At 41.9% G+C, this 23,740-nt stretch carries 25 protein-coding genes and 3 pseudogenes; 18 read left to right on the top strand and 10 right to left on the bottom strand.

All coding sequences use genetic code 11. The features are described 5' to 3' along the window. Window positions 1-16: 16 nt before the first annotated feature. Both FIS9605_RS0132240 and FIS9605_RS0132235 read right to left on the bottom strand, forming a co-directional pair. On the bottom strand, window positions 17-1,693 hold the full coding sequence (locus FIS9605_RS0132240) for an MFS transporter (protein ID WP_051470226.1): 1,677 nt from the start codon (window positions 1,691-1,693) through the stop codon (window positions 17-19). After that, window positions 1,686-1,982 (bottom strand): hypothetical protein, encoded by a 297-nt coding sequence (locus tag FIS9605_RS0132235; protein WP_026736194.1) that lies wholly within the window; start codon window positions 1,980-1,982, stop codon window positions 1,686-1,688. The genes FIS9605_RS0132240 and FIS9605_RS0132235 overlap by 8 nt, the downstream gene beginning before the upstream one ends. Before the next feature lie 584 nt (window positions 1,983-2,566). Between FIS9605_RS0132235 and FIS9605_RS42040 the strand changes: the two are divergent. From FIS9605_RS42040 to FIS9605_RS45745, 5 genes and pseudogenes are all read left to right on the top strand, one after another. Next, a pseudogene (locus tag FIS9605_RS42040) lies at window positions 2,567-3,459 on the top strand (IS630 family transposase); the annotation flags it as partial. Next, window positions 3,460-3,624: a hypothetical protein gene (locus FIS9605_RS44640; protein WP_442854750.1), complete on the top strand. Its 165-nt coding sequence runs from the start codon at window positions 3,460-3,462 to the stop codon at window positions 3,622-3,624. Between the two features lie 299 nt (window positions 3,625-3,923). Continuing rightward, a complete protein-coding gene (locus FIS9605_RS39100) occupies window positions 3,924-4,448 on the top strand; it encodes a hypothetical protein (protein ID WP_051470225.1) in 525 nt (174 codons plus the stop codon). Window positions 4,449-4,575: 127 nt separating this feature from the next. Continuing rightward, window positions 4,576-4,860, top strand: coding sequence for a hypothetical protein (locus tag FIS9605_RS0132200; protein WP_442854746.1), 285 nt, complete (start codon window positions 4,576-4,578; stop codon window positions 4,858-4,860). Window positions 4,861-4,951: 91 nt separating this feature from the next. Further along, a complete protein-coding gene (locus FIS9605_RS45745) occupies window positions 4,952-5,161 on the top strand; it encodes a hypothetical protein (RefSeq protein ID WP_231510542.1) in 210 nt (69 codons plus the stop codon). A 68-nt stretch (window positions 5,162-5,229) separates the two neighbouring features. Here FIS9605_RS45745 and FIS9605_RS0132195 read toward each other — a convergent pair whose 3' ends face one another. Both FIS9605_RS0132195 and FIS9605_RS43495 read right to left on the bottom strand, forming a co-directional pair. Then, complete coding sequence (locus FIS9605_RS0132195; RefSeq protein WP_026736191.1) at window positions 5,230-5,745, bottom strand: hypothetical protein; 516 nt, start codon at window positions 5,743-5,745, stop codon at window positions 5,230-5,232. 72 nt (window positions 5,746-5,817) lie between these two features. After that, on the bottom strand, window positions 5,818-5,958 hold the full coding sequence (locus tag FIS9605_RS43495; RefSeq protein ID WP_155960634.1) for a hypothetical protein: 141 nt from the start codon (window positions 5,956-5,958) through the stop codon (window positions 5,818-5,820). Window positions 5,959-6,279: 321 nt separating this feature from the next. Here FIS9605_RS43495 and FIS9605_RS0132190 point away from each other — a divergent pair, with 321 nt between their 5' ends. Next, window positions 6,280-6,558: a hypothetical protein gene (locus FIS9605_RS0132190; RefSeq protein WP_026736190.1), complete on the top strand. Its 279-nt coding sequence runs from the start codon at window positions 6,280-6,282 to the stop codon at window positions 6,556-6,558. Window positions 6,559-6,620: 62 nt separating this feature from the next. Here the strand turns inward: FIS9605_RS0132190 and FIS9605_RS0132185 are convergent, their stop codons facing one another. Then, window positions 6,621-6,926, bottom strand: a complete 306-nt coding sequence (locus FIS9605_RS0132185) for an RNA recognition motif domain-containing protein (protein WP_026736189.1) — start codon at window positions 6,924-6,926, stop codon at window positions 6,621-6,623. 165 nt (window positions 6,927-7,091) lie between these two features. Between FIS9605_RS0132185 and FIS9605_RS44635 the strand changes: the two genes are divergently transcribed. The 4 genes from FIS9605_RS44635 to FIS9605_RS43490 all read left to right on the top strand — a co-directional run bounded on the left by FIS9605_RS44635 (window position 7,092) and on the right by FIS9605_RS43490 (window position 8,677). Continuing rightward, window positions 7,092-7,259, top strand: coding sequence for a hypothetical protein (locus tag FIS9605_RS44635; protein WP_197036213.1), 168 nt, complete (start codon window positions 7,092-7,094; stop codon window positions 7,257-7,259). Window positions 7,260-7,580: 321 nt separating this feature from the next. Beyond that, window positions 7,581-7,835: a hypothetical protein gene (locus FIS9605_RS0132175; RefSeq protein ID WP_026734996.1), complete on the top strand. Its 255-nt coding sequence runs from the start codon at window positions 7,581-7,583 to the stop codon at window positions 7,833-7,835. Next, a complete protein-coding gene (vapC, locus tag FIS9605_RS0132170) occupies window positions 7,832-8,239 on the top strand; it encodes a type II toxin-antitoxin system tRNA(fMet)-specific endonuclease VapC (protein WP_026736188.1) in 408 nt (135 codons plus the stop codon). The genes FIS9605_RS0132175 and vapC overlap by 4 nt, the downstream gene beginning before the upstream one ends. 198 nt (window positions 8,240-8,437) lie before the next feature. Further along, window positions 8,438-8,677, top strand: a complete 240-nt coding sequence (locus FIS9605_RS43490; RefSeq protein ID WP_155960633.1) for a hypothetical protein — start codon at window positions 8,438-8,440, stop codon at window positions 8,675-8,677. A 418-nt stretch (window positions 8,678-9,095) separates the two neighbouring features. On the opposite strand, the gene FIS9605_RS39095 is transcribed toward FIS9605_RS43490, so the two are convergent. Then, window positions 9,096-9,473, bottom strand: a complete 378-nt coding sequence (locus FIS9605_RS39095; RefSeq protein WP_051470224.1) for a hypothetical protein — start codon at window positions 9,471-9,473, stop codon at window positions 9,096-9,098. A 148-nt stretch (window positions 9,474-9,621) separates the two neighbouring features. Continuing rightward, complete coding sequence (locus FIS9605_RS43485) at window positions 9,622-9,804, bottom strand: hypothetical protein (protein ID WP_155960632.1); 183 nt, start codon at window positions 9,802-9,804, stop codon at window positions 9,622-9,624. A gap of 110 nt (window positions 9,805-9,914) precedes the next feature. On the opposite strand from FIS9605_RS43485, the gene FIS9605_RS0132150 reads away from it, so the two are divergent. The 8 genes and pseudogenes from FIS9605_RS0132150 (at window position 9,915) to FIS9605_RS46835 (ending at window position 16,827) form a co-directional block, all read left to right on the top strand. Continuing rightward, window positions 9,915-10,238, top strand: a complete 324-nt coding sequence (locus tag FIS9605_RS0132150; protein ID WP_026736186.1) for a hypothetical protein — start codon at window positions 9,915-9,917, stop codon at window positions 10,236-10,238. Between the two features lie 471 nt (window positions 10,239-10,709). Further along, window positions 10,710-10,853, top strand: a complete 144-nt coding sequence (locus FIS9605_RS44630; protein ID WP_197036212.1) for a hypothetical protein — start codon at window positions 10,710-10,712, stop codon at window positions 10,851-10,853. 122 nt (window positions 10,854-10,975) lie between these two features. Beyond that, on the top strand, window positions 10,976-12,076 hold the full coding sequence (locus tag FIS9605_RS0132145) for an AAA family ATPase (protein WP_026736185.1): 1,101 nt from the start codon (window positions 10,976-10,978) through the stop codon (window positions 12,074-12,076). After that, entirely contained in the window at window positions 12,067-12,921 is an 855-nt protein-coding gene (locus FIS9605_RS0132140) for a hypothetical protein (protein WP_026736184.1), read from the top strand. Before FIS9605_RS0132145 ends, FIS9605_RS0132140 begins: the two co-directional genes overlap by 10 nt. Window positions 12,922-13,175: 254 nt before the next feature. Next, entirely contained in the window at window positions 13,176-14,003 is an 828-nt protein-coding gene (locus FIS9605_RS42035) for an IS4 family transposase (RefSeq protein ID WP_231510541.1), read from the top strand. After that, window positions 13,996-14,250 (top strand): transposase, encoded by a 255-nt coding sequence (locus tag FIS9605_RS44625; protein ID WP_082209921.1) that lies wholly within the window; start codon window positions 13,996-13,998, stop codon window positions 14,248-14,250. The genes FIS9605_RS42035 and FIS9605_RS44625 overlap by 8 nt, the downstream gene beginning before the upstream one ends. Window positions 14,251-14,271: 21 nt before the next feature. Further along, window positions 14,272-15,044, top strand: a pseudogene (locus FIS9605_RS39085) (ATP-binding protein); the annotation flags it as partial. A 703-nt stretch (window positions 15,045-15,747) separates the two neighbouring features. Continuing rightward, window positions 15,748-16,827 (top strand): annotated as a pseudogene (locus FIS9605_RS46835) (ISH3 family transposase). Window positions 16,828-17,081: 254 nt separating this feature from the next. Here the strand turns inward: FIS9605_RS46835 and FIS9605_RS0132115 are convergent. The 3 genes from FIS9605_RS0132115 to FIS9605_RS39075 form a co-directional block, all read right to left on the bottom strand. Next, entirely contained in the window at window positions 17,082-18,113 is a 1,032-nt protein-coding gene (locus FIS9605_RS0132115; RefSeq protein WP_026736181.1) for a tyrosine-type recombinase/integrase, read from the bottom strand. A 259-nt stretch (window positions 18,114-18,372) separates the two neighbouring features. Continuing rightward, window positions 18,373-19,659, bottom strand: coding sequence for an MFS transporter (locus FIS9605_RS0132110; protein ID WP_155960644.1), 1,287 nt, complete (start codon window positions 19,657-19,659; stop codon window positions 18,373-18,375). Between the two features lie 28 nt (window positions 19,660-19,687). Continuing rightward, window positions 19,688-23,674 (bottom strand): amino acid adenylation domain-containing protein, encoded by a 3,987-nt coding sequence (locus FIS9605_RS39075; RefSeq protein WP_035140501.1) that lies wholly within the window; start codon window positions 23,672-23,674, stop codon window positions 19,688-19,690. Window positions 23,675-23,740 lie beyond the last annotated feature (66 nt).

The following is a 23,740-nucleotide window of genomic DNA, read 5'->3' as shown; positions in this document are numbered from 1 at the left end:
AAATGTACAGATAGGCTTAGAAATTCTCCTCGACGGGGCGTGATGGATATTTGGGGAGGGTGGTTGCAAGTAGAAAACAAAGTCCGGTGAGCAGCAGCGCCAGCAGCAGAGAAGTTCGCAGTCCTGAAGTCGTAGCTTCCTGACTAATCTGGCGCAGAAAAGGCACGACCGATGGTGGCACCTGGTTGACTACCTCTGCACTTACTTCTCGCCGAGACATCGTTTGAATCATTTCTTGCAGCGTGGCAATCAATCGGATGCGATTCGTGGGAGTGACAGTCTGCCCTATCTGCTGTAAAACACCGTCCACAATATCCCGTGAAGTATAAAAGATCAACGCTGTCCCTAGAATGGCTTTACCCAACGAACTGCCTAAATTCTGCACTGGGTTGTAGATTCCTGTTCCTTCGACTCTGCCATTTTCTGCTGCTGAGTAAGTTAATCGACTGACATAAGGGGAAAATAAACCTGAGCCAATGCCCATGACCAACAGCCCTGGTAGTAAATCGATCGAGGACACTTGAAGCGTGAGACTGCGATAGAACATCAAGATTCCAATAGCTAGAAGCGCTAGTCCGATAAACACGATCAATTTCGGTGATAACCGCTGAAATACTGTGTCTCCATTGCGATCGCTCCCTAACTTGAGCAGTTTGAGTGACCCTATCACCACTAGAATTTTCGTGATGTTCAAGGGCATAATGGTCAGCGCTGTCCGGTAAGGGTCGAGTGCCAGCGCTAGTGGGACATACTGAAATAGATTAAACTGTACCCCAGCAATGATCAGCGTATGCAGCATCGCCGCCAGCATTCCCAGTACAAATCCTGGCTTCCGCAGCAGTCCTGCCCTTAAAATCGAAGCTTCGCCTTTTCTTGCTTGCCGCCGCTGCCAAAAGCCAAAAAATCCAAGCAGAATCAAGCCCGCCGCAATCAGAGGCGGCACGATCGACAGGGGAAACGGCGGCAGCACGACTCCGCCAATCGAAAAAACGCGCTTCGGCTCCCACCAACCAAACTCCATTGCCAGACTCACACCGCTCAAAATCATCCCCAGTCCCAGGAACGACAGTAGCCCACCGACCCAATCGATCGGCTGCTCACAGTAAAGGCTGAGGTTGGGGAGCGATCGCCGCCGAAACCAGATCCCAATCAAGGCGATCAGCGATGGCACAAACGCCCAGCGCCAACCAATTCTGGATGCGAGGAAACCTCCGAGCAGCGATCCCATCAAGCTACCTAGGGTAGACACCACAATTAAACCAACCGTTGCCTGCTCTTCAGATTTGCCTCTGTAAATGAGATCTACGAATGTCCAGGGAGTGCTGACGAGGGGCGTTGCCGCTAGACCTGTTAGTACAGCAAAACTGATCGCCAGGATTGCGATCGAAGGACTCAGAGCCGTTAAGCCGATGCCAATTCCATAGAGTACCAGTCCAGCCAGGAAGACTGGTGTGCGACCAAAATAGCGGCAGAGATTTTCTGTCGTGGGTGCAAAGGCGGCAGTCGTGAGCGAAAACAGCACTAGAACAGTCTGAATCGAGCCAATGCTTGAGTCAAAATCGCGCACGATCGCAGGCATGATCGCGGGCAGCACCCCAATGTTGTACGAGACCATCCAGACGATCAGACCGATGATCCTGAAGGGGGAATTGCGACTCAATAGCTGATGATTGTTTGCCGTCGGTTCAATCATATGAACCAGGGGATTGTCGCGAGGTGTTCAAAGAAAAATAAACAGCGACGCCTGGGTCTTTCGGTTCTCGAAAATTGGCATAGGGTAAGCCGTCTTGGCGCAATTGAACGTTGCTAGAAATTATCGCATTCTTAGCTCCCAACAGCCGCAATTCATTGAGAAGCTGATCGCGAGCCACTGTAAAATTCACCTCAAATCGGGCTTCTGAGCGCCTACTTTCTGGAGTGTGAGGTGTTGATACAGGCCATTTCAGTGGATAGGCTGATGCTTGTTCAAGGTGGTTGTCCATTTATCCAAAGGTGAGCGAGCGCGCTTGATACTATCCTTCCCCCAAGTTACTAGGATTCTTCTTCAGTTTCAAAAATAATGGGGAAATGTTCGTTCAAATATTCTATTCGTTTATCTTCCTCATTAGCTTTCGCTGTCAGGTTCTGTGACAGTTAAATTTCCTTTCGCCTTGCTGGGTGGAGCGATCGCCTTCAAAAATCAGTGTTAGGCGAGCTTGACACAACTGCGGTCGCAATTATTAGTACACTGAGTCAATACTATTTTGAACTGGACTGGATATTTATATTAATTAATACCATAATCTCGGCAGATACTAACCAAACATCATTGTTATTTTCTACGTCTTGTGTTGTCCAGATTTGGGGTTTGAGTTCTCCTGTTTGCACCTCTATACTGCCGTCATCTCTTACAGATAGAACGCAGTAGGGTTGTTTATCACTTTGGAATTTATCTAGGTCGGATCTGTGGCGCTACGAATCGCAGACTTCTTCATCTCCTACGAAAACTAAGTAGAACAAGGTGAAAAAACCAAACTATGTAAAGATAAGTAAATACGGATAATGTATTTACCAAGGTGACAGATGTATGGGCAGCCGTTTAAGGGTATTTCTGACTCCAAAACAAAATAAAACTCTTTTCGACCTGAGAACGGCAGATGTACTACAGAAAGTTCTAGACCGAGCAGAAGTCATTAGATTAAGCGCACATGGTTGGTACGTAGAGAAAATAGCGGCTCACTTTAATTGGACGGCACAAACGGTGCGAGAAGTATTGCATAAGTGGCAAAAGCTAGGAATGGAGGGACTTTGGGAAAAACCAGGGCGCGGAGGAAAACCAAAGTGGGCAGAAGCAGACATGGTTTTTTTAGCTATATTGTTTAGCGAAAGAACCACGTACATACAACAGCGTTCAATTAGCTCAAAAATTAGAACAAGAACGCTCAATCAAATTAAGTCCTGACTGGTTAAGACAGGTACTTAAAAAAAGGGGGTCATTTGGAAACGAACGCGAAAAAGCCACAAAGGAAAACAAGACCCAGTAGTACAGCTTCTTAAACAAGCAGACTTGGAAATGTTGGAATTGTCTGCGGCGGTCGGCGAAATAGATTTAAAGTATGTGGATGAATCAGGTTTTTGTGCTTGGAGTGAACCAAGTTACAGCTATTACTTCCGAGGTGAGCAAAAACGTTTAGAGCTTGCGTCAGCGTCGAGGTCGAAGGTTGAGCATCATCGGTTTTCTTCAACCTTTAGTGAGTTTTGTTTACGGTCTGGTGATTGGTGGTGTTTCACGCCAATCTTATATTCAGATGATGGAGCTTGAAGCAGCCGAAGCTCAAAAAACAGGACGTATCAGAGTAATTGTACAGGATAACGGCCCAATACATCGATGTAAAGAAGTTCAGCAATTATGGTCAAAGTGGGAAGCGCAGGGGTTTGTACATCTTCTTTTTACCTAAATATTGTTCTGAGATGAACCCGATTGAATTGGAGTGGCAACACCTCAAAAAAGATGAATTAGCCTCTAAAACCTTTGAGGACGAGTTAGACCTTGCTTATGCTGTGATTAATGGAGTTCAAAAAAGAGGAGAAAAGGGAAACTACAGTACGCAACGTGTAAGATTTAACTCTAATTCTTCTGCTTAATTGTTTGTTACATACTTATAAATTTTCCCCACGGCTTACTTAGAGGAACAATGGCGATCGCCCTAGTTTCCCCCAGAACTGAAGCAAAGCAACAGTCAGCAGCAGTTCACAGCAGCAAGGAAAGCGATCGCACCTCCAGCCATTAACAGCAGTGGAGCAGTGGCGATCGCCTGGCACATCAGTTTACATTTCGCAATGAATACCTAGAATACCTATATTTATTTGCTCTTCAAAAAAACGTATTGCTGAATCACTACAAAAAAGGTATTTTGAACAGGCTCTATCCTCCTTGACCGTTTATGAAATTCAAAGAACTTGTTGATATTTTTAATGCTTTACTTACTCCAGTCATAGCTGTAACTACCATTTACATTGCTTGGCAACAATATCAAGTAAGCCAGTTATCTTTGAAAAAAGATCTATATGAAAAGCGGTTAAGAGTTTTCCAAGTGTTTATGTCTTATTTAAGTGAGATAGTACGTGAAGGTAAGGTAAGCTATAACCGCTGTCTACAGTTCCTTGCTGATGCAAGTGAAGCAGAGTTCTTATTTGATGAAGAAATTACTAATCAAGCTAAGAATCTATACAATAAAGGAATTGAATTATGGCATTTGAGTAATCAACTTTATCCCTTTGATGGGAGTCCGGGTCTACCAACTGGTGAGGAGCGTTCTCGCGTTGCACACAAACAGTCAGAATTACTTGCTTGGTTTTCAAATCAAGTTTCTGAAACGAGAAAAATGTTTAGAAGAGAAATGAGTATTCAAGAGCAGAAGCGTCCTTCAATCATAAAGTTAGTTCGCAAGCATCTGAGTTCGTCGTAGATGTACTATGACATCATCAAAATGATTTTTAATAATTAAAGGGTATCAAATGTTAATCATTAAATATTTGTTAGTTATTCTTATAACTTTGGCGTTAATAATCTTTATTAATGAACAACGTAGACAAATGCTGATAGAAGAAATTGAAGGTAAAAGAAACAGAATAAGTCCACTGTCTTTTCTCCGAAATAGTGCAATTATGGTTGCATTACACATTTACTTTTGTACGCTGCTATTCAAGTCAATAATTTGGTGGAAATTATTACTAGCTTGGTTTATACTTTTTCAATTTTTTGGGTGGCTTTTAGCAGGGATGAAAGGTGTTAGTAAAAAATTAGGAATATGGGGATTGATATCTGACGTTGGAGGAGCTTTGATTGTAGTATGGGTAATTGAAAAATTTATTGTGTAAATTAAGCAGCTATTCAATAAAAAGCATAATGAAACTGAATCAGGGGTCACATCAGATGTAGGCTGTAAATCACAAGGTTTACAGTCTAGCGATGAAAATCAATTGGCACGGACGTGCTAAGGTTCTGACACAGCAAGAAATACAGTTAATATTCAGTCACGGCTTAAACAACGACCGCGATCATACCTTGCAACGAAATGGCTTCTGCGATCGCACTCCCAACAAGCAGTCGTGTATACGCCTTCACTCTTTGGCGGTGGATGTGCGCTCGATGATGCGGCGGTTTCTGATGAAGGAGTAACAAGGGCGACCGCGCTTTGTTACTGATTACCTTTTCGTTCGACGGATGTCCGTATCACGCAGTCGGCGTTAAATACCCTTAACCCAGGCTGAATATTGTTGATTGACACGAGACTTAACATAACCAGCTTCAGAACAAGCGGCCCCAAGCGCACCTAGTAGTGCTAGTTGATTAACATTGGGTAACTGCTTTTTTAACTCTTGCAGGGCCAACGATTCTATGACCATAGAACCGGCAACTGCAACAAGCTTTGTTGCTGCCAATAGTTGCGGTGTAGTCGCACGCCTTGTTTTTATCTTCCACAAGGGTTTGCTAGTGTCTAACGTAAACTGTTCTGTAAACTCATGTAACATAGTCGCGAACGCTTGCTTGCGATAAAGCCAACCCCAACCTCCACTCGGCGTACGCTTACCGTTACGTTGCTTCGCTTCGGCAATAAGTAAGACGGCATAACCAAAATCAAAGGCTAATCCTGTGTTAATTGCCCATAATGATTTACGTGGTGGGGATAAAGTGAATTTACAAATATTACTGTTTGAGGATGATGGTTCTAACCGTATGTGGAAAGAGCGTGCATCAAACACCCAAAGCAAATGACCGAATTGAGTATAGAATTGCTCTCGCTTGCGGATGTCAAAAGTGCTGATACTACTGTATTAGAACTCAACGATTAGCTTGCTGCCATCAGGTTGAGGTAAGCACAAATCTGCCCTATGCTTGCGTTGACCATTACACATAACCACTTCACGATACTTTGGAGCAAACATCGCCTGCCAGCTTAAATGCCATTGAGCCATAAAGCCTCGTGGTAGATTAGCACCTGTAGTACGGCATGGAACGCTACCCCACCTAACACAAGCTCAGATGGGGCTGTTTGGACAATATTTTTTGGTCAAGATAGCTTAAATACTAGATTGGCTTTTTCTGACCAAAAAAGTCAAGAAAATAGTAAAGATGTTCTATTTTCCTCTGCTTGTGTGCTGCACCTCATGTTGAATGCTCTTGCTCCACAGATTAAGAACGCTTCGCGCAAAAATCTTCATGTTCAGGAGCGATCGCTCATGTGAAGAAATTTTACTCAAAACTCAACACTTGCATAAAACGAAGACGTAACTCAGATGTCGCGCGGGGTCGTTAAGAAGCCTTCACCACAGGCAGAGGATGTGCACGCTTGTGATACGGCGCTTTCTGATGAAGGAGTAAGAAAGGCGATCGCTCCTCAAAATCCTCACTGTGTTAAAGAGCAACAACCCCAAATCATTCATACCCTTACCCTATATGTTGTGACCTGTTTTGAATTAAGTAATTCCGAGTACAGGCTCCCACGCTCATTTTATGAGCGTGGTCAACAAGACAGTGGTGGGTTCAAGCCCCCACTAATTGTAATTTTGAATTAATAATGAGCGAATGCGTGAATTGAGTTGACCTAAAAACTTGCTTGTAAAATTTTTTTCAAAGCTTAGTAGCGCCCGCGTCCACCGCCTGAGTAACCTCCCCGATCACTCCCAGACGAACCTCTGTCTTCTCTGGGTTTAGCTTTATTCACTTTCAGGTCACGACCCATCCACTCAGCACCATCTAGAGCTTCAATGGCAGCTGCTTCTTGTGCATCTGAATCCATGTCCACAAAAGCAAAGCCGCGCAGACGACCTGTTTCACGGTCATTTGGTAGCACAACCCGCTTGACAGTACCATATTCGCCAAAAACACCTCTAATATCATCTTCTATTACTTGGTAAGAGAGATTACCTACATAAATTGACATTTCATTTCTCCAAAATTATTTAGTGTGTAGAGATTTAAATTTCGGAGAAAGCCTGTGAATACTTAAAACAAACACTGTCACCGAATTAATTCTCATTTTTAGGATGACATAGAAGCCAACTCTATTGCATCCAGTCAAAGGTTAATAGATGGTTAATGCTTTTTTATGACTCTACACAGTCGTGGAGCGGGAGTGGTCAAGAAATATTGGATGAATGTACTAGGAGCGATCGCCCGACTGAAGAAGGCACTTGCACCCCTGCTGGTGCTCAAACCCAACTGGGCTGTTCACGCCTCACCTGCCGCAGTCGAGCTAAGGCGAAGAATGTGGTGACAACGGATGTAATTCGGTGGTTTGAGTGAGCAAGGAAGCACCCTAGCAGCGATCGCCCTCCGAACAAGGCATGGTGTATACGCCGTCACCTCTTGCGGTGAATGTGCACGCTTGTGATGCGGCGGTTTGCGATGGAGAAGTAAGGAGGGCGATCCTCGTTGTTCTACCCATTCCCTAACATACACTTTACGGTGGTCGCCTTGTGAGATGATGTATGATAACCAAATACAAGCCACCCATCCCCTATTTCATCAAATTCATTCTCGATGACGCGAACGGTGAGTAATAAGTATTCAATTCAATATCCAAGGATAATCCGCTATGCAGAGTATTAAATTAAAAAAACGTATCGGTGCAGATGGAATTTTACATTTAGATATCCCAGTGGGAATAACAGATAAAGAAGTAGAAATCATGGTGATTTATCAACCACTAGAAACACAAACACAGCCAAAAACACCACAACAAAGAGGCTGGATGCCTGGGTTTTTTGAAGAAGTAATTGGTGGTTGGGTAGGAGAACCGCTAGAACGACCAGAACAGGGAGAATATGAAACTAGGGAGCAGCTATTTTGACTTATCTGCTCGATTCAAATGTCTGTATCCGCTTAATAAATAATAGTAGTCCTGCGGTAACAAATCGACTGGCATCCCAACAACCAGAAGATATTTTAAATTCTACGATCACCCAATTAGAACTGTACTATGGTGCTTACCGTAGCGCTCAACAGGAGAGAAATTTAGAAATATTGCAACGTTTTTTTAATCAGTTTACTATTACATCTTTAGACCCAGAAGCCGCAAGGATAGCAGGGAGAATTCGGGCTGAGTTAGCTTCTAGTGGTACGCCAATTGGCCCTTATGATTTGCAGATTGCTGCTATTGCAATGGCAAATAATTTGATATTGGTCACGCATAATACGAAAGAATTTAGCCGAGTGAATGGGTTGCAGATAGAGGATTGGGAGGAAGAAAGTTGAGTCAAGGACGTTGGACAATTCCAGATAATTGGAATTGGGTGTATGCAGAAGAGAGCGAAAAATTTTGGGGGAGATGAGAGACACAACGCGGTAACATGACTGGTAGTGTTACAGACGTGTTGAAAGGCAACCTGACCCTAAGCCCTCAAGCCTCTGATGTGGGCATAAGAGCCATAAGGTTGCTTGTGGATCTCGCTTGTGCTGATTTCGAGCAACACAAAACCGAAAACCGCTTTTTTGAAGACCATTACCGGATTCTGCGATGGCTGCGGCTACCGATTGTTTAGAGATGAAGATAAATATCGCGTAGCTGATGCCGAAAAATGGGATTTGACCATCCACAAAACCAGCAACATGCAGGGCATTGCTGAATTCTTCAAGAACAATCCCCCAAGCTTTGACAGAAGCGATCGCCCAACTACAATCCCAAATCCATAACCTACTGCCCTATTCAGCTGACTTCATACCACCGGGCGCTTGATGCCGAAGGAAGCGCGATCGCCCGAACCCACTCGCATTCGCTCAAATTCTGTCAGGCACTCAGGCAAAATTTAAGAAACAATTTTGCAGGCGTGGAATTTTGAATAATTACAAGCGCCGTCAAAGGCGTGATCTCAGCCGCCAAAAAGCGCGGCGGCAGATTGAGGAGAAGGAGAGTTATTGGTGGTTTTCGAGAAGCGATCACACACATTAGTGAATTTAAAAATCACTCCGCAACGTTGGCGATCGCAAGTTAATGACAATTTATCTGGTTAAGTATTTCAGTTTTTTCACTATTGCTATGTTTCAAATAGTATCACGAGCATGGCAGGCATCACCACCAGATATTAACGTGGCGGTGATGCACAAAATGAAATCAACCGTCAGAAGAAAAATACAACAGTTGGCTATCCACTGCATTGATATATTTTTGATTTGTGAATGTATCAGTAGGCAGTAGATTAGCTTGAATCGCAGCTTTTACGAGGTCTTTCGCAGTAAATCTCATTCCGTGGTACTGAGAAATAAAACTTCCATAGCCAGGGATACCTTGATTTTTTAAGTATCCTTGATAGCCCAGATAAACAAGATGAAAAGGTGTTAACTTATCAGAGATATTGCTCACAGTCTTGGTTGATAAAGTTTGGTTTGCAGATACTTCTTTTCCATGTCGTGTTTGTGCCTTGGCTGGATTGCTAGCAGCAACAAATAACAACATTACAGATAAACCAGTTGCAATTAAGTGTTTCATCATAGTTAAAACTCTCAAGATACTTTCTTTCACTTACTCAGTGATTGATTTAATTCTTAGTATGAAGCTTGAAGTTTAATTTACTCTAATGAAAGTCTGAGAAAGTGCTGAGAGTTTAATTACAATTACCTAAATTGATAGAAATATTGAATTAATGTTCAAATTGGTTGAGCCAGCGAAGGCGAGAAGTTTCTTTTTGGTGAAGCTTCAGAGGATTGCCTGAATGGCAACTCTCCAGGCGTAACACGGGCGATCGCGCTCCAGGTTTGTGAACAATAATTTTTAGTAAAGTCCGATAAATCTGGTTAGGCTTTGCCCCATTGTTCGCTAACAATTGTTTGATGGGACACTATCCGGCTTTTTCTACAGTAATCAAATTGTGAAATTTTTTACCAAATCTTTAAGAAGCGATCGCTTATCGAGCCTGCCATTCAGCATCGTCCTTTGTTGTTTGCGATCGCTCCTGTCAAAGAGGCACTTGCACTCCTGCTGGCTGGTGTGAAAACCCAACTGCTCCCGGTTCACGCCTCAGAGAAAAGCAGTGGGGCGAAGGGCAAGAATGTGGTGACAACGGATGTGAGTCGGTGGTTTACTTGGGCTAGAAAGCACCCTAGCAGCGATCGCCCTCCTCACAAGCAGTGGTGTATACGCCTTCACTCTTTGGTGGTGGATGTCCACGCTTGTGATGCGGCGGTTTCTGTTGTTGGAGTAAGAAGGGCGATCGCTCCTCACAAGAGTGCCGACTTAACTCCTGTTTGGACACGTTAAGCCACACACCTTGGGGCGATCCCTGCAACACAACCAAAGCTTTCACTACTAGTAGTCTGCCACAAAGATTTTGACGGGCTAAAGGAGTTTGTAGTAAGCACGCTTGCTGCTTAAATGAGGGCTAAAGCCCTCACTACAAACCTATCAAAATTAGTGTGGTGGACTACTAGCCGTCATTAAACTGACTTAACAACGAGCGCGATCGCCAACCCTTGATTCCTCTTATGATAGAGGTTACGGAATTGGGAGCACCCTTAACAGAATTCACAATACACAATATTAGACAACAGTAGGGGGCGCAAGTAATGCACCCTACAGGCTGCACCAAACTATTGACTAGCTCAAACATGCCGGGCGTAAGTAAGTTTTCAGCCACTGCACCGCACGACTCAAACGCTTTACTGGCACCTGACGGCGTGATTTAGGCGCAGCACAGATACAGCAAATTGTTATGACGGCGGCATACCTGCAATGCCCCTACGAGTGTCCTGCCTCAAAAATCCACAGTCCGCAACAGGCGTGCGATCGCTCCGGTCACAGGGAGTGGTGTATACGCCTTCACTAGAGGTAGTGGAACTTGAACAGATGATGCGGGGGTTTGTGATGCCCCGATAAAGAAAGGCTCGAGCGCAACAAGAGGAGTTGCTACTTTGAGGCTGGTCACGTTAATGCAAGGGTTTTGGGTTACTTTAAACGTTAGTTACAAGTCAAAGCTCCCGTTTAGACAAGGATTTGTCATGAAAGTCTCCTCTATCGTCATAAAAAACTTCAAGCGGTTCGATCACCTTGAAGTCTGCTTCAAAAACCAAACCCTAAACTCACTCAGCAATAGATTTTTGGTAGTAGGAGATAATGGTACAGGCAAGACCACTTTACTGCAAGCGATCGCACTTCCCTTAGCACTGGCAACCAGGCAAATTCAAAGAGTTACCGATTTTGACTGGTTGGGGTTTCTCCCCGGTCGCTACCAACGCTGGGGTTCACCGCACATCGAATTAGAAGTATTATTTTCTCCTGAAGAAATTGAAGCTACCCGTACACTAGCAAGAAGATGGGCACAGGCACAGCCAGAACGCCCATTTGTCGAACCAGGATCGAGCCACCGCGTCCAACTAATTCTCGATGGTGAAAGCTGTCGTGCTGGAGGTGATGCAGAATACTTTCAGTTTTCTGGGCGCTACTATGCCAGAAAATTGTTAGATACAGACCCATCCGTTCGTTCTGAGTTCTCTAAGCTACCTGGCATTTTCTGGTTTGACCAGTTCCGCAACCTGGGTTCCAACCCACTTCCTGAAGAAAGTGGTGCTGTTGTTGGGCGAGTGGGTACAGTCGGGTCAAACAGCGGTCGAGTATCCTTTGAAGTAGGTGTAGCTCGCCTGCGTAAGTACTTAAACGGTTGGAAATTTGCCCAGCTTACCCATAGCTATCCTGTTGATTACTTAACTCAACTGGAGAACCTTTACACCAATATTTTTCCCGGACGCTCCTTTGCTGGTGTAGAACCAATGCCCGGAGTTGATTCACCCACACCAGAAGACTACTACTTTTTAATTAACGATGGCCACCGCACCTACGACCTTGTAGAAATGTCAGCTGGAGAACAATCGGTATTTCCCATTCTCTACGAGTTTATACGACAACAGATTGCTTACTCAGTGGTGCTGATTGACGAAATAGACCTCAATCTTCACCCTCCAGCCGCACAGTTACTGGTGCGCCAACTTCCTAAACTCAGTTCCACTTGTCAGTTTATTTTTACCACCCACTCCGAGGCTGTAAGTGATGTAATCGGTGAGGACGATACTTATCGTTTGCCTGGGGGGTCGCTGTGCCTGTAAATATTTTATACTGCGAAGGCGTTGCTAAAAGTCCTGACGTGCGGGTTCTTTCAGTCATAATTCCCCCTGGTTGCGTGGTTAGGCCTGTTGGCAGCAAGCAAGGTTTAGCGCAAAGGATTTTAGGCGCAAAAGATGTCAGGACTGGTTCAACAATCGCAGGGTTAAGAGACCGTGATTTTGATGATGATCAATCACCTCCCCAAGCCGCGCCTCGTAATTGGCACATTACCGAGGGTGGTAAACAGGTTCCCTTGGGTTGGTATTGGGAGCGCAAAGAAATTGAAAATTATCTTATAGACTCCAAAGTAGTGGGGCGGGCGTTGGGTGAGGAAGCACCACCATTGGAGGAATACCGTCAGGCACTAAAAGCATCAGCACAGAAAATTGCTGTTTACACCGCAGCCAGAATCACATTGTCGCTTTATCTGCAAAACCGTCCCTCACCTCCTAATAACTTCTGGGGAGAAGAGAGAGACAAAAAACAGGGCTATCGCTTTCCCAAAGATAGGGGACTGACAGAAGCTAACTGCAAAAGCGAACTAAATAATATCATCAAACAATACGAACAAAGGCTAGCTTTACCTAAACGCAATCCCCTTGACGAATTTGAGAGATTGCTGCCAACTTGCTGTCCTGGTGGTAGTCGATTTCAAAACCAAAATTATATAACTTTTTTTGCGGGTAAAGACTTGCTCTACGGGATGCGGGAGCAACTCTGTGGTTTTGGGTTTGAGTCTCCTGTAGTGTTCCGCGAACGAATCCTCAAGGGAATAGAAGAATCAGCAGAAGATGTGTGGACTTGGCTGCCTGAGTGGCAGCGATTGAGGGAATTAATCGCACAGTGAACTACTTCAAGGGGCGACAATCGCCTCTAAACCAAGCCAGCTAAAGGTTTGAGAGGCACAAACCCCTTGAAAAAAATGGGTGCTTATTGAGAATGAACTGTATAGGGGTAGTAGACTCTTCTGTGGAGAGCGGTTTCGTGGTAAAAAAGAACGGTCTCGTAATTTGACCAAGACCGTCGTCATAATGCTGGCATCATTCTATCAAAACTTCGAGCGAAAAATACCTAAATAAAGCACAGTTAATCACCCTGAAGATGTTGGTGTGGTTACTACAAAATCAGAAACAAGTGAGGATAGAAAGGCTGGCAGCAACACTACCATTACCCATACAACAAAATAGTCGTAGACGGCATATACAAAGGTTTTTAACACTGAATGCCTTGAGTGTAGTATTGTTGTGGTTTCCTATCATTGAAGCAATAATTAACCAACATTTTAAACTGGGGTCACAATTAACCATTGCGATGGATAGAACACAGTGGAAAGAAAATAATGTGTTAATGGTGAGTGTGATTTACCAAAAAAGAGCTTGGCCGATATATTGGTGCTTGTTAGATAAAGATGGTAGTAGTAACCTCACTGAACAACAAAAAGTATTACGCCCAGTCATTCGTTTATTAAAAAAGTACAAATTAGTCATTATTGGGGATAGAGAATTTCACAGCGTAGAACTGGCACAGTGGCTCCACAAGCAGAACAAGAGTTTTGTATTCCGTCAAAAAAAGGACACGACTTTTTGTGAGAAAGGGCAAAAATTTCACTCTTTAAGTAGCATTGAGATTTATCCTGGTGTCCGTCAGTTTTACCCCAATGTTAAGTTTACTCAAAAACGAGGTTTCGGTCGCTTTAACTTAGCAGTCTACTGGAAAAGGAAGTACAGGGGGAAACAAGACAAAGAAGCTTGGTATTTATTAACTAATTTGCCTGATTTAAATACTGCTCTTAAAATATATGCTCAACGTTTTGGGATTGAAGCGATGTTCCGTGATTGTAAAACAGGTGGTTACAATCTGGAAAGTTCTCAAGCCAATCATGATAGACTTGTACGTTTGATTTTCTGGCGTTGCTTTGGCTATGACTAGTTCTTGGTTACATGGGCAAAGAACTAAACTTCAAAAACAAGAATCATATATTTGTCGCCGACAAGAAAAAAATAGGAATGAGAAGCGTCACAGTAATTTTTGGATAGGTTTATATGGTTTCAATTGGATAGTTGCTTGCCATTTTGGTCAAGCATGGGTCGAGGAACTGGTCGGTTTCATTCGCAATAAGCAGGCATATTATCAGCGAGGTTTAAGAGCTATGAAGCTTATACAGCAAGCACTTTAACTCGCTTGTCGCCCCCTGAAGTTGATGAATCTAACAGTCAATGCTCGCGACGCCATGCCCAATGGCGGTAGCCTGGACATTAGCGCCGAAAACCTTTGGGTTGATGAAAGCTATGCTCGCATGCATATGGATGCTGAGGCAGGCCCCTACATTGTGATATTACTATTACTGATAACGGAACGGGCATACCGCCGGAAATTATGGATCGCATTTTTGACCCCTTTTTTACAACTAAAGAGGTGGGTAAGGGAACCGGTCTAGGACTTTCCACTGCAATAGCCATTATTAAAAATCATAGCGGTTTTGTGAATGTTTATAGCGAGGTGGGAAAGGGGAGCACCTTTAGGGTGTACCTGCCGAGTAGCCAAGTCACTGAACTCCAAGCAGCAGTCGATGCAGAACTACCGAAGGGCAATGGCGAATTGATTTTGGTGGTAGATGACGAAGTCACAATTTGCGAGATCGCTAAAACTACCCTAGAAAGCCATAACTATAGAACTTTAACCGCCAGCGATGGAATTGAGGCACTTGCACTCTACGCTCAGTACAAGGATGATATCAGTGTAGTGTTGATAGACCTGATGATGCCTCTAATGGATGGTTCTACCACAATTATCACGTTGCAACGCATTAATCCGCAGGTGCAAATCGTTGCAATGAGCGGACTGATGCCCAATTGGACTACTGCTCACAACAAAAGTCTTAGCATCAAAAAATTCTTACCTAAGCCCTTCACAACCCAGGCATTACTGAGCACCCTACAGTCGGTGCTGCACCCTAATTGTGATGCCTAAAGCCAGGGAGTTACCGTTACCTCTAATCCTGACAAAGATGGACAACCCTTTATATATAGTCGCCTTGCCAACCATATTTTTAGCCTGGTGGCTTGCTCAAGCGTCACGTCTCAACAATTTATGTGTTTTTTGCAATAAGGACAGTTCAGAGCAAGCTAGGGTTGTCCATCTTTGTCATGTTATGTGATACACAACGCAGAAAATACTTATTTGGCAACCCAATTTTGAAGAATTTATTTTACACAACGTATACGAAATAAATCGTCGCGCCAGGTCAAAACAATCCAAGAGTCCCAAATACTCAAAAACCGTGTACTTTGTGTTTTTTGTGGAAAGTATTAGTTAACTCCCAACCACAATTCTAAAAACCCTACCAAAAGTTTTTCTTGTTGTTGTTGTGTAAGAAGATTTTTCTATCTCACATAAGTCCACGTTTCATCACACACCCGTTTTCAGATTGTTTTATGGCAAACGTCAGTAGATCACAAAGTTTTCCTAAAAGGGTGATCGCCAACTATTCAGAAGGCGAACACAAGTACTAAGAGCCGTTAATTCATAAATAAAACTTATTTGTATCTATCTAGCTGACAAAAGATGAAATCATAAGTATTGTACATAGCGTAGTGACTAGTATAAATTGACTTTTTCATTAGAGATACCAGTTCTGACAGACTCATAAACTTTAGAAGAAGTTCTTGATTGTTTGATAGAAAACATTTCTATTGAAACCCAAGGAGCTTTTGAGCCAAAAACTCTATTTGAAATTTTGGTAAAAGCAGCAAGCTGTGAAGATAGTATCGAGAATACAAGCAAAACTTTAAACAATATTCCATCTGGCAATAATATTAGGTATCACCTTGATAAAATTAATAATTTTGAAGAATTAGAAGCGCAAATCAACCAAGCATTAAAAAGTCGGATACCAATTGGATTAAAAAAAGGTTGTTTAAAGATAGCAATTGATTTAAATTTAATTCCCTATTATGGTAAGCCAACGCCAGAAGAGTTGCCCTACATATATCGAAGTCAAGCTAAATCTGGAACTTGTTCATTTTATGCTTACGCAACTTTATATGTGATGACTAAAAACAAGCGTGTAACTCTTGCAATCAGAGGTGTGCGTTCGTTTGATACTACTGTAGCTATTATTACTTATTTATTAGCATCACTTGATGCACTTCATGTTAAGGTGAAGAAACTTTACCTGGATAGAGGCTTTTTTAGTGTACCCGTAATTCGTTGGCTACAGGCTTTAAATATACCTTTGATCATGCCAGCAATTAAAACCGGGAAAAAAGTCGGTATTAAACAGTTTATGAAAGGGAGAAAAAGTTATAAAACTACATATACTATGACCAGAAGTAAAGATAATTCAGTAACTTTTAATTTATGAATTATCTGCAAATATAAAAAAAGTAAACGTGGTCAAAAGGGAGTAGAATACTTTGCTTATGTCGTCCATAAGGTAAGAACAAGTTTAGATTATATTCATCAAGATTATCGAAAAAGATTTGGAATAGAAAGTAGTTATCGACTGAAAAATCTCTGCCGAATCAAAACAACTAATAAAAAGCCAGCTTTAAGATTATTGTTTGTTGGTATCTCTTTTATTCTAGTAAATATATGGGTTAACCTCCTGTGGCTAAAAATTAGTCTTCCAAGGAAAGGTGGACGATTAATTTACCGTGAATTATTTAGCCTTAAACAAATGTTAGCCTTTTTAAGGCAAGCAATTGAAAAAATACATAAAGTTGTTGAAGGTATTTATCTTCCGTCAGGTTAATTCTCAGAAACTAAGCCACTGCCCGAATATAAGTAATTATTATATTTAATCAACATACTTGCTTTAACGGTGGCTTGTAAAAAGTATCGCAAATTACAAAATTTCCAGACGAGCGCCCTTTTAGGAAAACTTTGTGATCTACTGACTTTGGGATTCCAGCATCCATCCCCCGAAGTCCCATGCAGCACTTTAGCCTTAGCTGTGGTTAGCTTGGCACATAGTTGGCACTTGGGGTCTAACGGCTTGGGCATAGACTACTCTGCTTCTTCCCCTATCGCACGATAGTAAGCAGCGATCGCCGCTTCTTGTTCACTACGTAGTGTATACCGTCGAAATGCTTTCTCGCTTTGGTGTCCCGTCAGCTTCCGCGCATGGCTGGGGTCAACACCCAACAGCAATAAGTCAGTGGCGTAGGTATGCCGAAATTGGTGGGGATGTAAATCTTCAATACCAGCTAGTTCACCGATTTTTTCCACAGCAAAATAAATGCCGTGGTAACTCAAGCGTTCGCCCTTATATGAAGCATGGTGTGAAATCATTAATGGGCTGAGACTGGTTAAATCTTCTCCCTGTTCGGAGCGCGATTGCAAATACGCCTCTAACACGTCGCGGCTTTCAGAGCGCAATGGCACTAAGCGTGGTTCATTCGTTTTGGTATTGGGTAAAAACAGCAGCTTGCCATCAAATGAACCTACATTTAACTGTACAATTTCTCCAGCACGCAGTCCGTGAATGAGGATGTGGACGAGTGCTGTATCTCGTTGCTTTGTTTCTCCTAGCAATTCTAATGCTGACCACACTCGCTCCATCTGTTCATCAGTTAAGCTTTGAGCAGGTGGTAGTGGTACTTTTTCTAGCTTTATCCCTAGTGTGGGGTTAGTAGCAATTATATCTGGATACGTGTAACACATCCACTTGAAAAAGCTTTTGAGTGCGGCAGCTCCAGCATTGATACTACTTTTTGACAGGGGTTTACCTGAATCAGTTTTTACTTCATCACGCAGATATTCCTTGTATAACCCAAGGTGGCGCGGACGTAGCTCATGATAATGCAGCTGTGTCCATCCCAAGAATCGCTTGAGTTCGCGTTCGTATAATTTCCGGCTGTTAGGTGCAAGGTTATTGCTGCGTAAAAACTCCAGTACCTTTACCCACCGAATATCTGTGGGTAGAGATGTTTTTGTCGCGCTACGCCTCCCTTGTTGCTGCACCACCGATACAGCTTCATCATTTAAGGGAATGAGCTTGATAGGAGGTAGGTTGTCAAACTGGGGGTTGTTTACCATGTTGCAACGAGCGCTTTAAAGCAGCGCGGAACTAACAACCAAAATTGTATGAGACTTCTGGTAAAAGTGGTCTGCTTCTTCAGCAGAATGTTTGTCAATTTTGGTGCTGACCCAAATCGGCTTCTTTTGGCGACTCAAGTTTTCTCTCTACATCCCACACCAAGACCCTTTGGGCTTGGCTTGGTCATGAAAACTGTCAGTAAAAAGCCGCCTTAATCGGACAGTTTTCTTATCACTCTGAGTGCGACCACTTTATCCTTTAAGTGACAATTACATCAGGTAATTCTTGTTCAACTCTTCTCAAAGGAGGATAATGATATCCAACAATGGTGATTACTATCGTCATTACTCCCGTTAGCACAAATATTAGTGCAATCCCTCGTCCTATTCCAACACCAATTATTTGTCCAATACTTCCGGCTAGTAAACCATTAACAGACATTAATGGTTCAAACACTTCATCTGCAAGCGGCCCAGCCACTAAATAAGCCAAGGGAAAAGATATTCCGGTAACTCCTCCAATGAATGCAAAGACTCTTCCTTGAACATCAGGCGCGACTTTCTTTTGAAAAATCAATCTAGTAGAACTGTTAATTATCGGCCAGCCAAAAAAGAATAAAAACGCCGCCAATGCGGAAAGTTTCACAGAAGTTCTTAAACCGGCAAATAAAATTGATAACCCACCTAAGAACTGAAACATAAATACATTATTGATTGCACTTTGCCCTCTTTTATAAAGAGTTATAACTAAACTACCAATTAACATACCAACACCACCAATAGACATAATGCTTCCTAAAGCAGTTGGTGAAGCAAAAGACAATACTAAGGGTGTGATTAACACTTGAACTACTCCCAACCCTAAGTCAGTGATAGCAGAAAATATTAGTAGTCCTAATAATCCTTTCCTCTGAAAAATGTATTGAAAACCATAGAATATTTCCTTGAATAATGAACTTTTAGCTATTTTCTTTGTCCTATTATTTTTGTCATTAGGGAACTGAATGCTTATGAGGATAAACAAAGAGAAAATAAAGCTGATAAAGTCAATCAGAATAATTCCTTGTAGCTGGATTTTAGCTAACAAAACGCCAGCTAGCACAGGCGAAATTAGATGAGATAAAGCTTCTCCCAATTCCATCATCCCATTAGCACGAATCAGCTGTGCTTTGGGAACTATTAAGGCTATAGCAGCATTGTAAGCTGGCCATTGAAAAGCACTAAAACTAGCACTAGCAATTGTTATTAGATATATATGCCAAATTTCTAGATTATTAGTACCTAACAACAGAAACAATAAGAGCGTACTTATTCCTGCACCAGAATCGGCAATTATCATTACCCAACGACGCTGCCAACGGTCTACCAAAGCACCAGCCAGAGGAGAAATAATCACTCGTGGGATGGTTGCAAATAAAGAAATTAAAGCAAATTGAGTCACTGAACCAGTATGCTGATATACCCAAACACCCAAAGCAAAATTAGTAAGTCCAGAACCAGTCAAAGAAGCTATTTGTCCCAGCCATATAAGTATAAAGACTTGCATTCCTTTAACAACTAGGGGTTGAATCATCTTATGCTACTCCCACAGTTTGAACTTGATTGATGCAAGCTTTGAGCTTCTGAGCCAATACTTGAACGTGAGGTTTACTGAGCATACTGTGATGATTTCCTGGAACTGTTTGAATTTCTACCCGTGTAGAAGAAAGTTTGTTCCAACCCCAGGCTGCATCTGCTGGAATAAAAGTATCTTCAGCATCATCCTCACTTGCTTGAAACAAAACAATCGGAATTGGATAAATCGCTTGTGGGAGATAATTAATTCCAGCTTGGACATTGGCATCGAAAACTTGGATTAAACCACGAAGTTGATCAGTTGTAATTTCGCTAAATTGTTCCTGAAGGTAATTTAATTGTCCCTCCAAATTGAGTTTTTGCCAAACCTCATAATCAACTTCTAACTTTTTCCCAGATAGGCGTTCCACAACACGAACTATATGTTTGAGTCTAGTTGCTTCATCCAAATGAAAATCTTTGGGTTTGTTACTATTAATTGGCGCAAAATTATCCAGAACAGCAAGTAAAGCAACTTCATGACCTTGTTTTTTCAATTGTTGAGTCATTTCAAAAGCTATGTTGCTGCCAAACGAATAACCTCCCAAAATATAAGGTCCTTGAGGTTGTACAGTTTGCATTGTTTGAACATATTGGGCTGCTATATCTTCAATACTGGTGTGAGGTTTTGATTTACCATCCAATCCTTGTGCTTGGAAAGTGTAAAAAGGCTGTTCTGCACCTAAATGATGTGCCAAATTGTAGAAATACAAACCATTGCCACCAACTCCAGGTACACAGAATAAAGGGATATTAGAGCCATTTCTGTTAATAGCAGCTAATGCGGAATTTGCTAAAGAATTTGTATGTTGACTAAGAGTATTTGCTATTTGAGCAACCGTAGGATTTTGGAGAATTGTTGCTAAAGGTAAATTGATGCCAAAATGCTGCTGAATCTGAGCCATCAGCCGCACTATTAACAGTGAATGTCCACCAAGATTAAAGAAGTTATCTTTAATACCGATAGGTCGAATATTTAAAATATCTTCCCAAATTTGTGCTAGTTGTAACTCTATGTTATTTCTCGGAGCAACAAAATCATGAGAAACATAAATCTCGGAACTATTAGGTGCGGATAATGCTTTACGGTCTACTTTACCATTAGGAGTTAGAGGTAGAATATCTAGCTGCACAAAAGCAGATGGAACCATGTAATGCGGTAATTTTTCTTGCAAAAATTGATATAATTTCTTATCAGAAAAATTTTGTAATTTTTCAGGAACAATATAGGCAACTAACTTTTTATGGCCCGGCTTATCTTCACGAGCAATAACTGTTGTAGAAACAACATTTGGATATTGAGCAATTAAGGATTCTATCTCTCCAAGTTCGACCCGAAATCCGCGAATTTTTACCTGATGGTCGATACGTCCAAGATATTCAATATTTCCATCCGGAAGGTAACGAGCTAAATCTCCTGTTTTATATAATCTTGATTTATTAAATGGACTGTTAATAAATCTTTCTGAAGTTAATTCGGGACGATTGAGATAACCTCTAGCGACACCAGCACCACCGATATACAACTCACCCATAACTCCAATCGGAACTGGTTGTAAATGGTTATCCAAAATATATAGCTCGGTATTGGCAATGGGACGACCGATAGGGATATTTCCTCCTGGAAAGCTTTGTTTTTCAACTTCGTAAATACAGCATCCTACTACTGTTTCTGTGGGGCCGTATTCGTTAATTAATTTAGTTGACGGTGCTTTTTGCAGCCAAAAAGAAGCTACTTTTTCTGATAAGGCTTCACCACCAATAATAAATGCTTGTACTTGAATGTTTACTTGTTCATTAGCTAATAAATGACTGAGGATGTCTAAATGAGCAGGAGTAATTTTTACTAGGCTGAATCTAGTCCCAGAACACAAAGATTTTTTGAGTTCTTCAATTTCATTTTCTTCTGGCAAAAGCACCACTTTACCCCCCACTATTAAAGGAGAAAATAAACTGGTAATAGTGGCATCAAAACCAATAGAAGAATTGACAGTAGAACCTTCTCCTACAGCAACATTATAGGCTTTTATACACCAGCTTAAATAGTTCACTATGCCACGATGGACAATCATTGTTCCTTTGGGTTTGCCTGTAGATCCAGAGGTATAAATTATGTAAGCTAAATTGTCAGGTTTGACTGCGCTGTTAGGATTATCTTGAGGGTAATTAACAAAATTTTCCTCATTTTCATCTAGACAAATTGTTTGTGCTTGATGTTGTGGAAGTTTGTCTAATAGTTGCTTTTGAGTCAACAGTATTGGTAATTGTGAATCTGCCAACATATAAGCCAAACGTTCTGGGGGATATGTGGGATCTAAGGGTATATAAGCACCACCAGCTTTGAGAATTCCTAACAGTCCTACCATCATTTCCAGAGAACGATTGACACAGATACCTACCAATACTTCTGGTGCAACTCCTAATGTTTGTAAATGATGTGCTAGTTGGTTGGCACGATTGTTTAATTCTCGGTAAGTTATCTGTTGGTCTCTAAATACAACAGCTACTGCATCCGGCATTTTTTCTACTTGTGCCTCAAACAATTCATGAAGACATTTTTCTTGCGGATATTCAGTTTGAGTATTGTTCCATTCTACTAATAGTTGATGCCGTTCTGCTGGTGTGAGTAATGGCAGGTTCTCTAATTTTTGGTGAGGATTTTCGGCAATGCTTTCCAGCAAAACTTGCAGATGTCCTAACATTCGTTTAATGCTATCATCTGCAAATTGGCTAGTATCATAGCTAATCCGTATAGACAATTGTTCTCCAGGTTCAGCTATAAGTATGAGAGGATAATTAGTTTGCTCAAAGTTACGAACATTGCTAACTTGAATGCTGCTATTTTGTGCTTTTAACGAAGCATCTAATGGATAATTCTCAAAAACAACTAAACTTTCAAACAAGGGCATTTCACGAGGTACTTCACTCCATCCCTGAATATCAACCAGTGGAGTATATGAATATTCCTCTTGTTCTACTTGTTGCAGTTGTAGCCCTTTTAGCCACAGTAATAACTCTATTTCCTCTGATATTTTGACTCGTACTGGCAATGTATTAATAAACAGCCCCACCATTGATTCTACTCCCGATAAAGCAGTGGGACGACCGGAAACAGTAGTGCCAAAAACTACATCTTGTTCCCCACTGTAACGACTTAAGATTAACCCCCAAGCACCTTGTAAGATAGTGTTCATTGTCAGATGATTTGTCACCGCCAAAGATTTAAGGCTGGCAGTCAGGGAAGGAGATAATTGCAGATGTTGATGATTTTGAATGTGTTGAGGATGGGTGTTTTTATCTCCTAGTAAAGGTGTAGGAGCATGAAAACCTTTGAGTCTTTGCCGCCAGAACATCTCTGCTTGAGAATAATCTTGCTGCTGTTGCCAGAGGATGTAGTCTTTGTAAGGACGTGGTAGAGATAAGTGTAAATTTTTTCCTTGAATTCCAGCTTCGTAAAAAGCGAAAACTTCTTTGAGGATGATAGATAAACACCAACCATCCATTAATAAATGATGATGACTCCAAATAAATTCATAAGTATCTTCCTGCAATTTAATCAGAGTACAACGCATTAACGGTGCTTTATCTAATGCAAAACCAGTCTTACGTTCTCTCTCCAACAAAGCCTGCAAACCTTCCTGCTGTTCAATAGCAGATAACTTCTGCCAATCATGAATTATCCAAGGCAAGTTAACCGACTTACACACAACTTGCAGAGGTTGTTTTCCATGTTCCCAAACAAAAAGAGTACGTAAAATAGAATGTCTATCTACTACTTGTTGCCAAGCACGCTCAAACGCTGTAATCTGTAAGTTTCCTTTCAAAGTACAGCTTAACTGCTCAACATAAACCCCTGATTCGGGTGCATAAAGAGTGTGAAATAACATACCCTGCTGCATCGGAGAAAGAGGATAAATCGACTCGATATTTTTATTTTGCTTGTTCATAATTCTCTCCTTTGTCATTAAAATTTCGCGTTTAACACCCTGCGGAAAGCCAAAGCGTCTAAAACA

This window comes from Fischerella sp. PCC 9605 (assembly GCF_000517105.1).
In the GTDB taxonomy this organism is placed as follows: Bacteria; Cyanobacteriota; Cyanobacteriia; order Cyanobacteriales; family Nostocaceae; genus PCC9605.
Note: the sequence above shows the minus strand (reverse complement) of the source record. Positions and strands in the feature narration are given on the sequence as shown.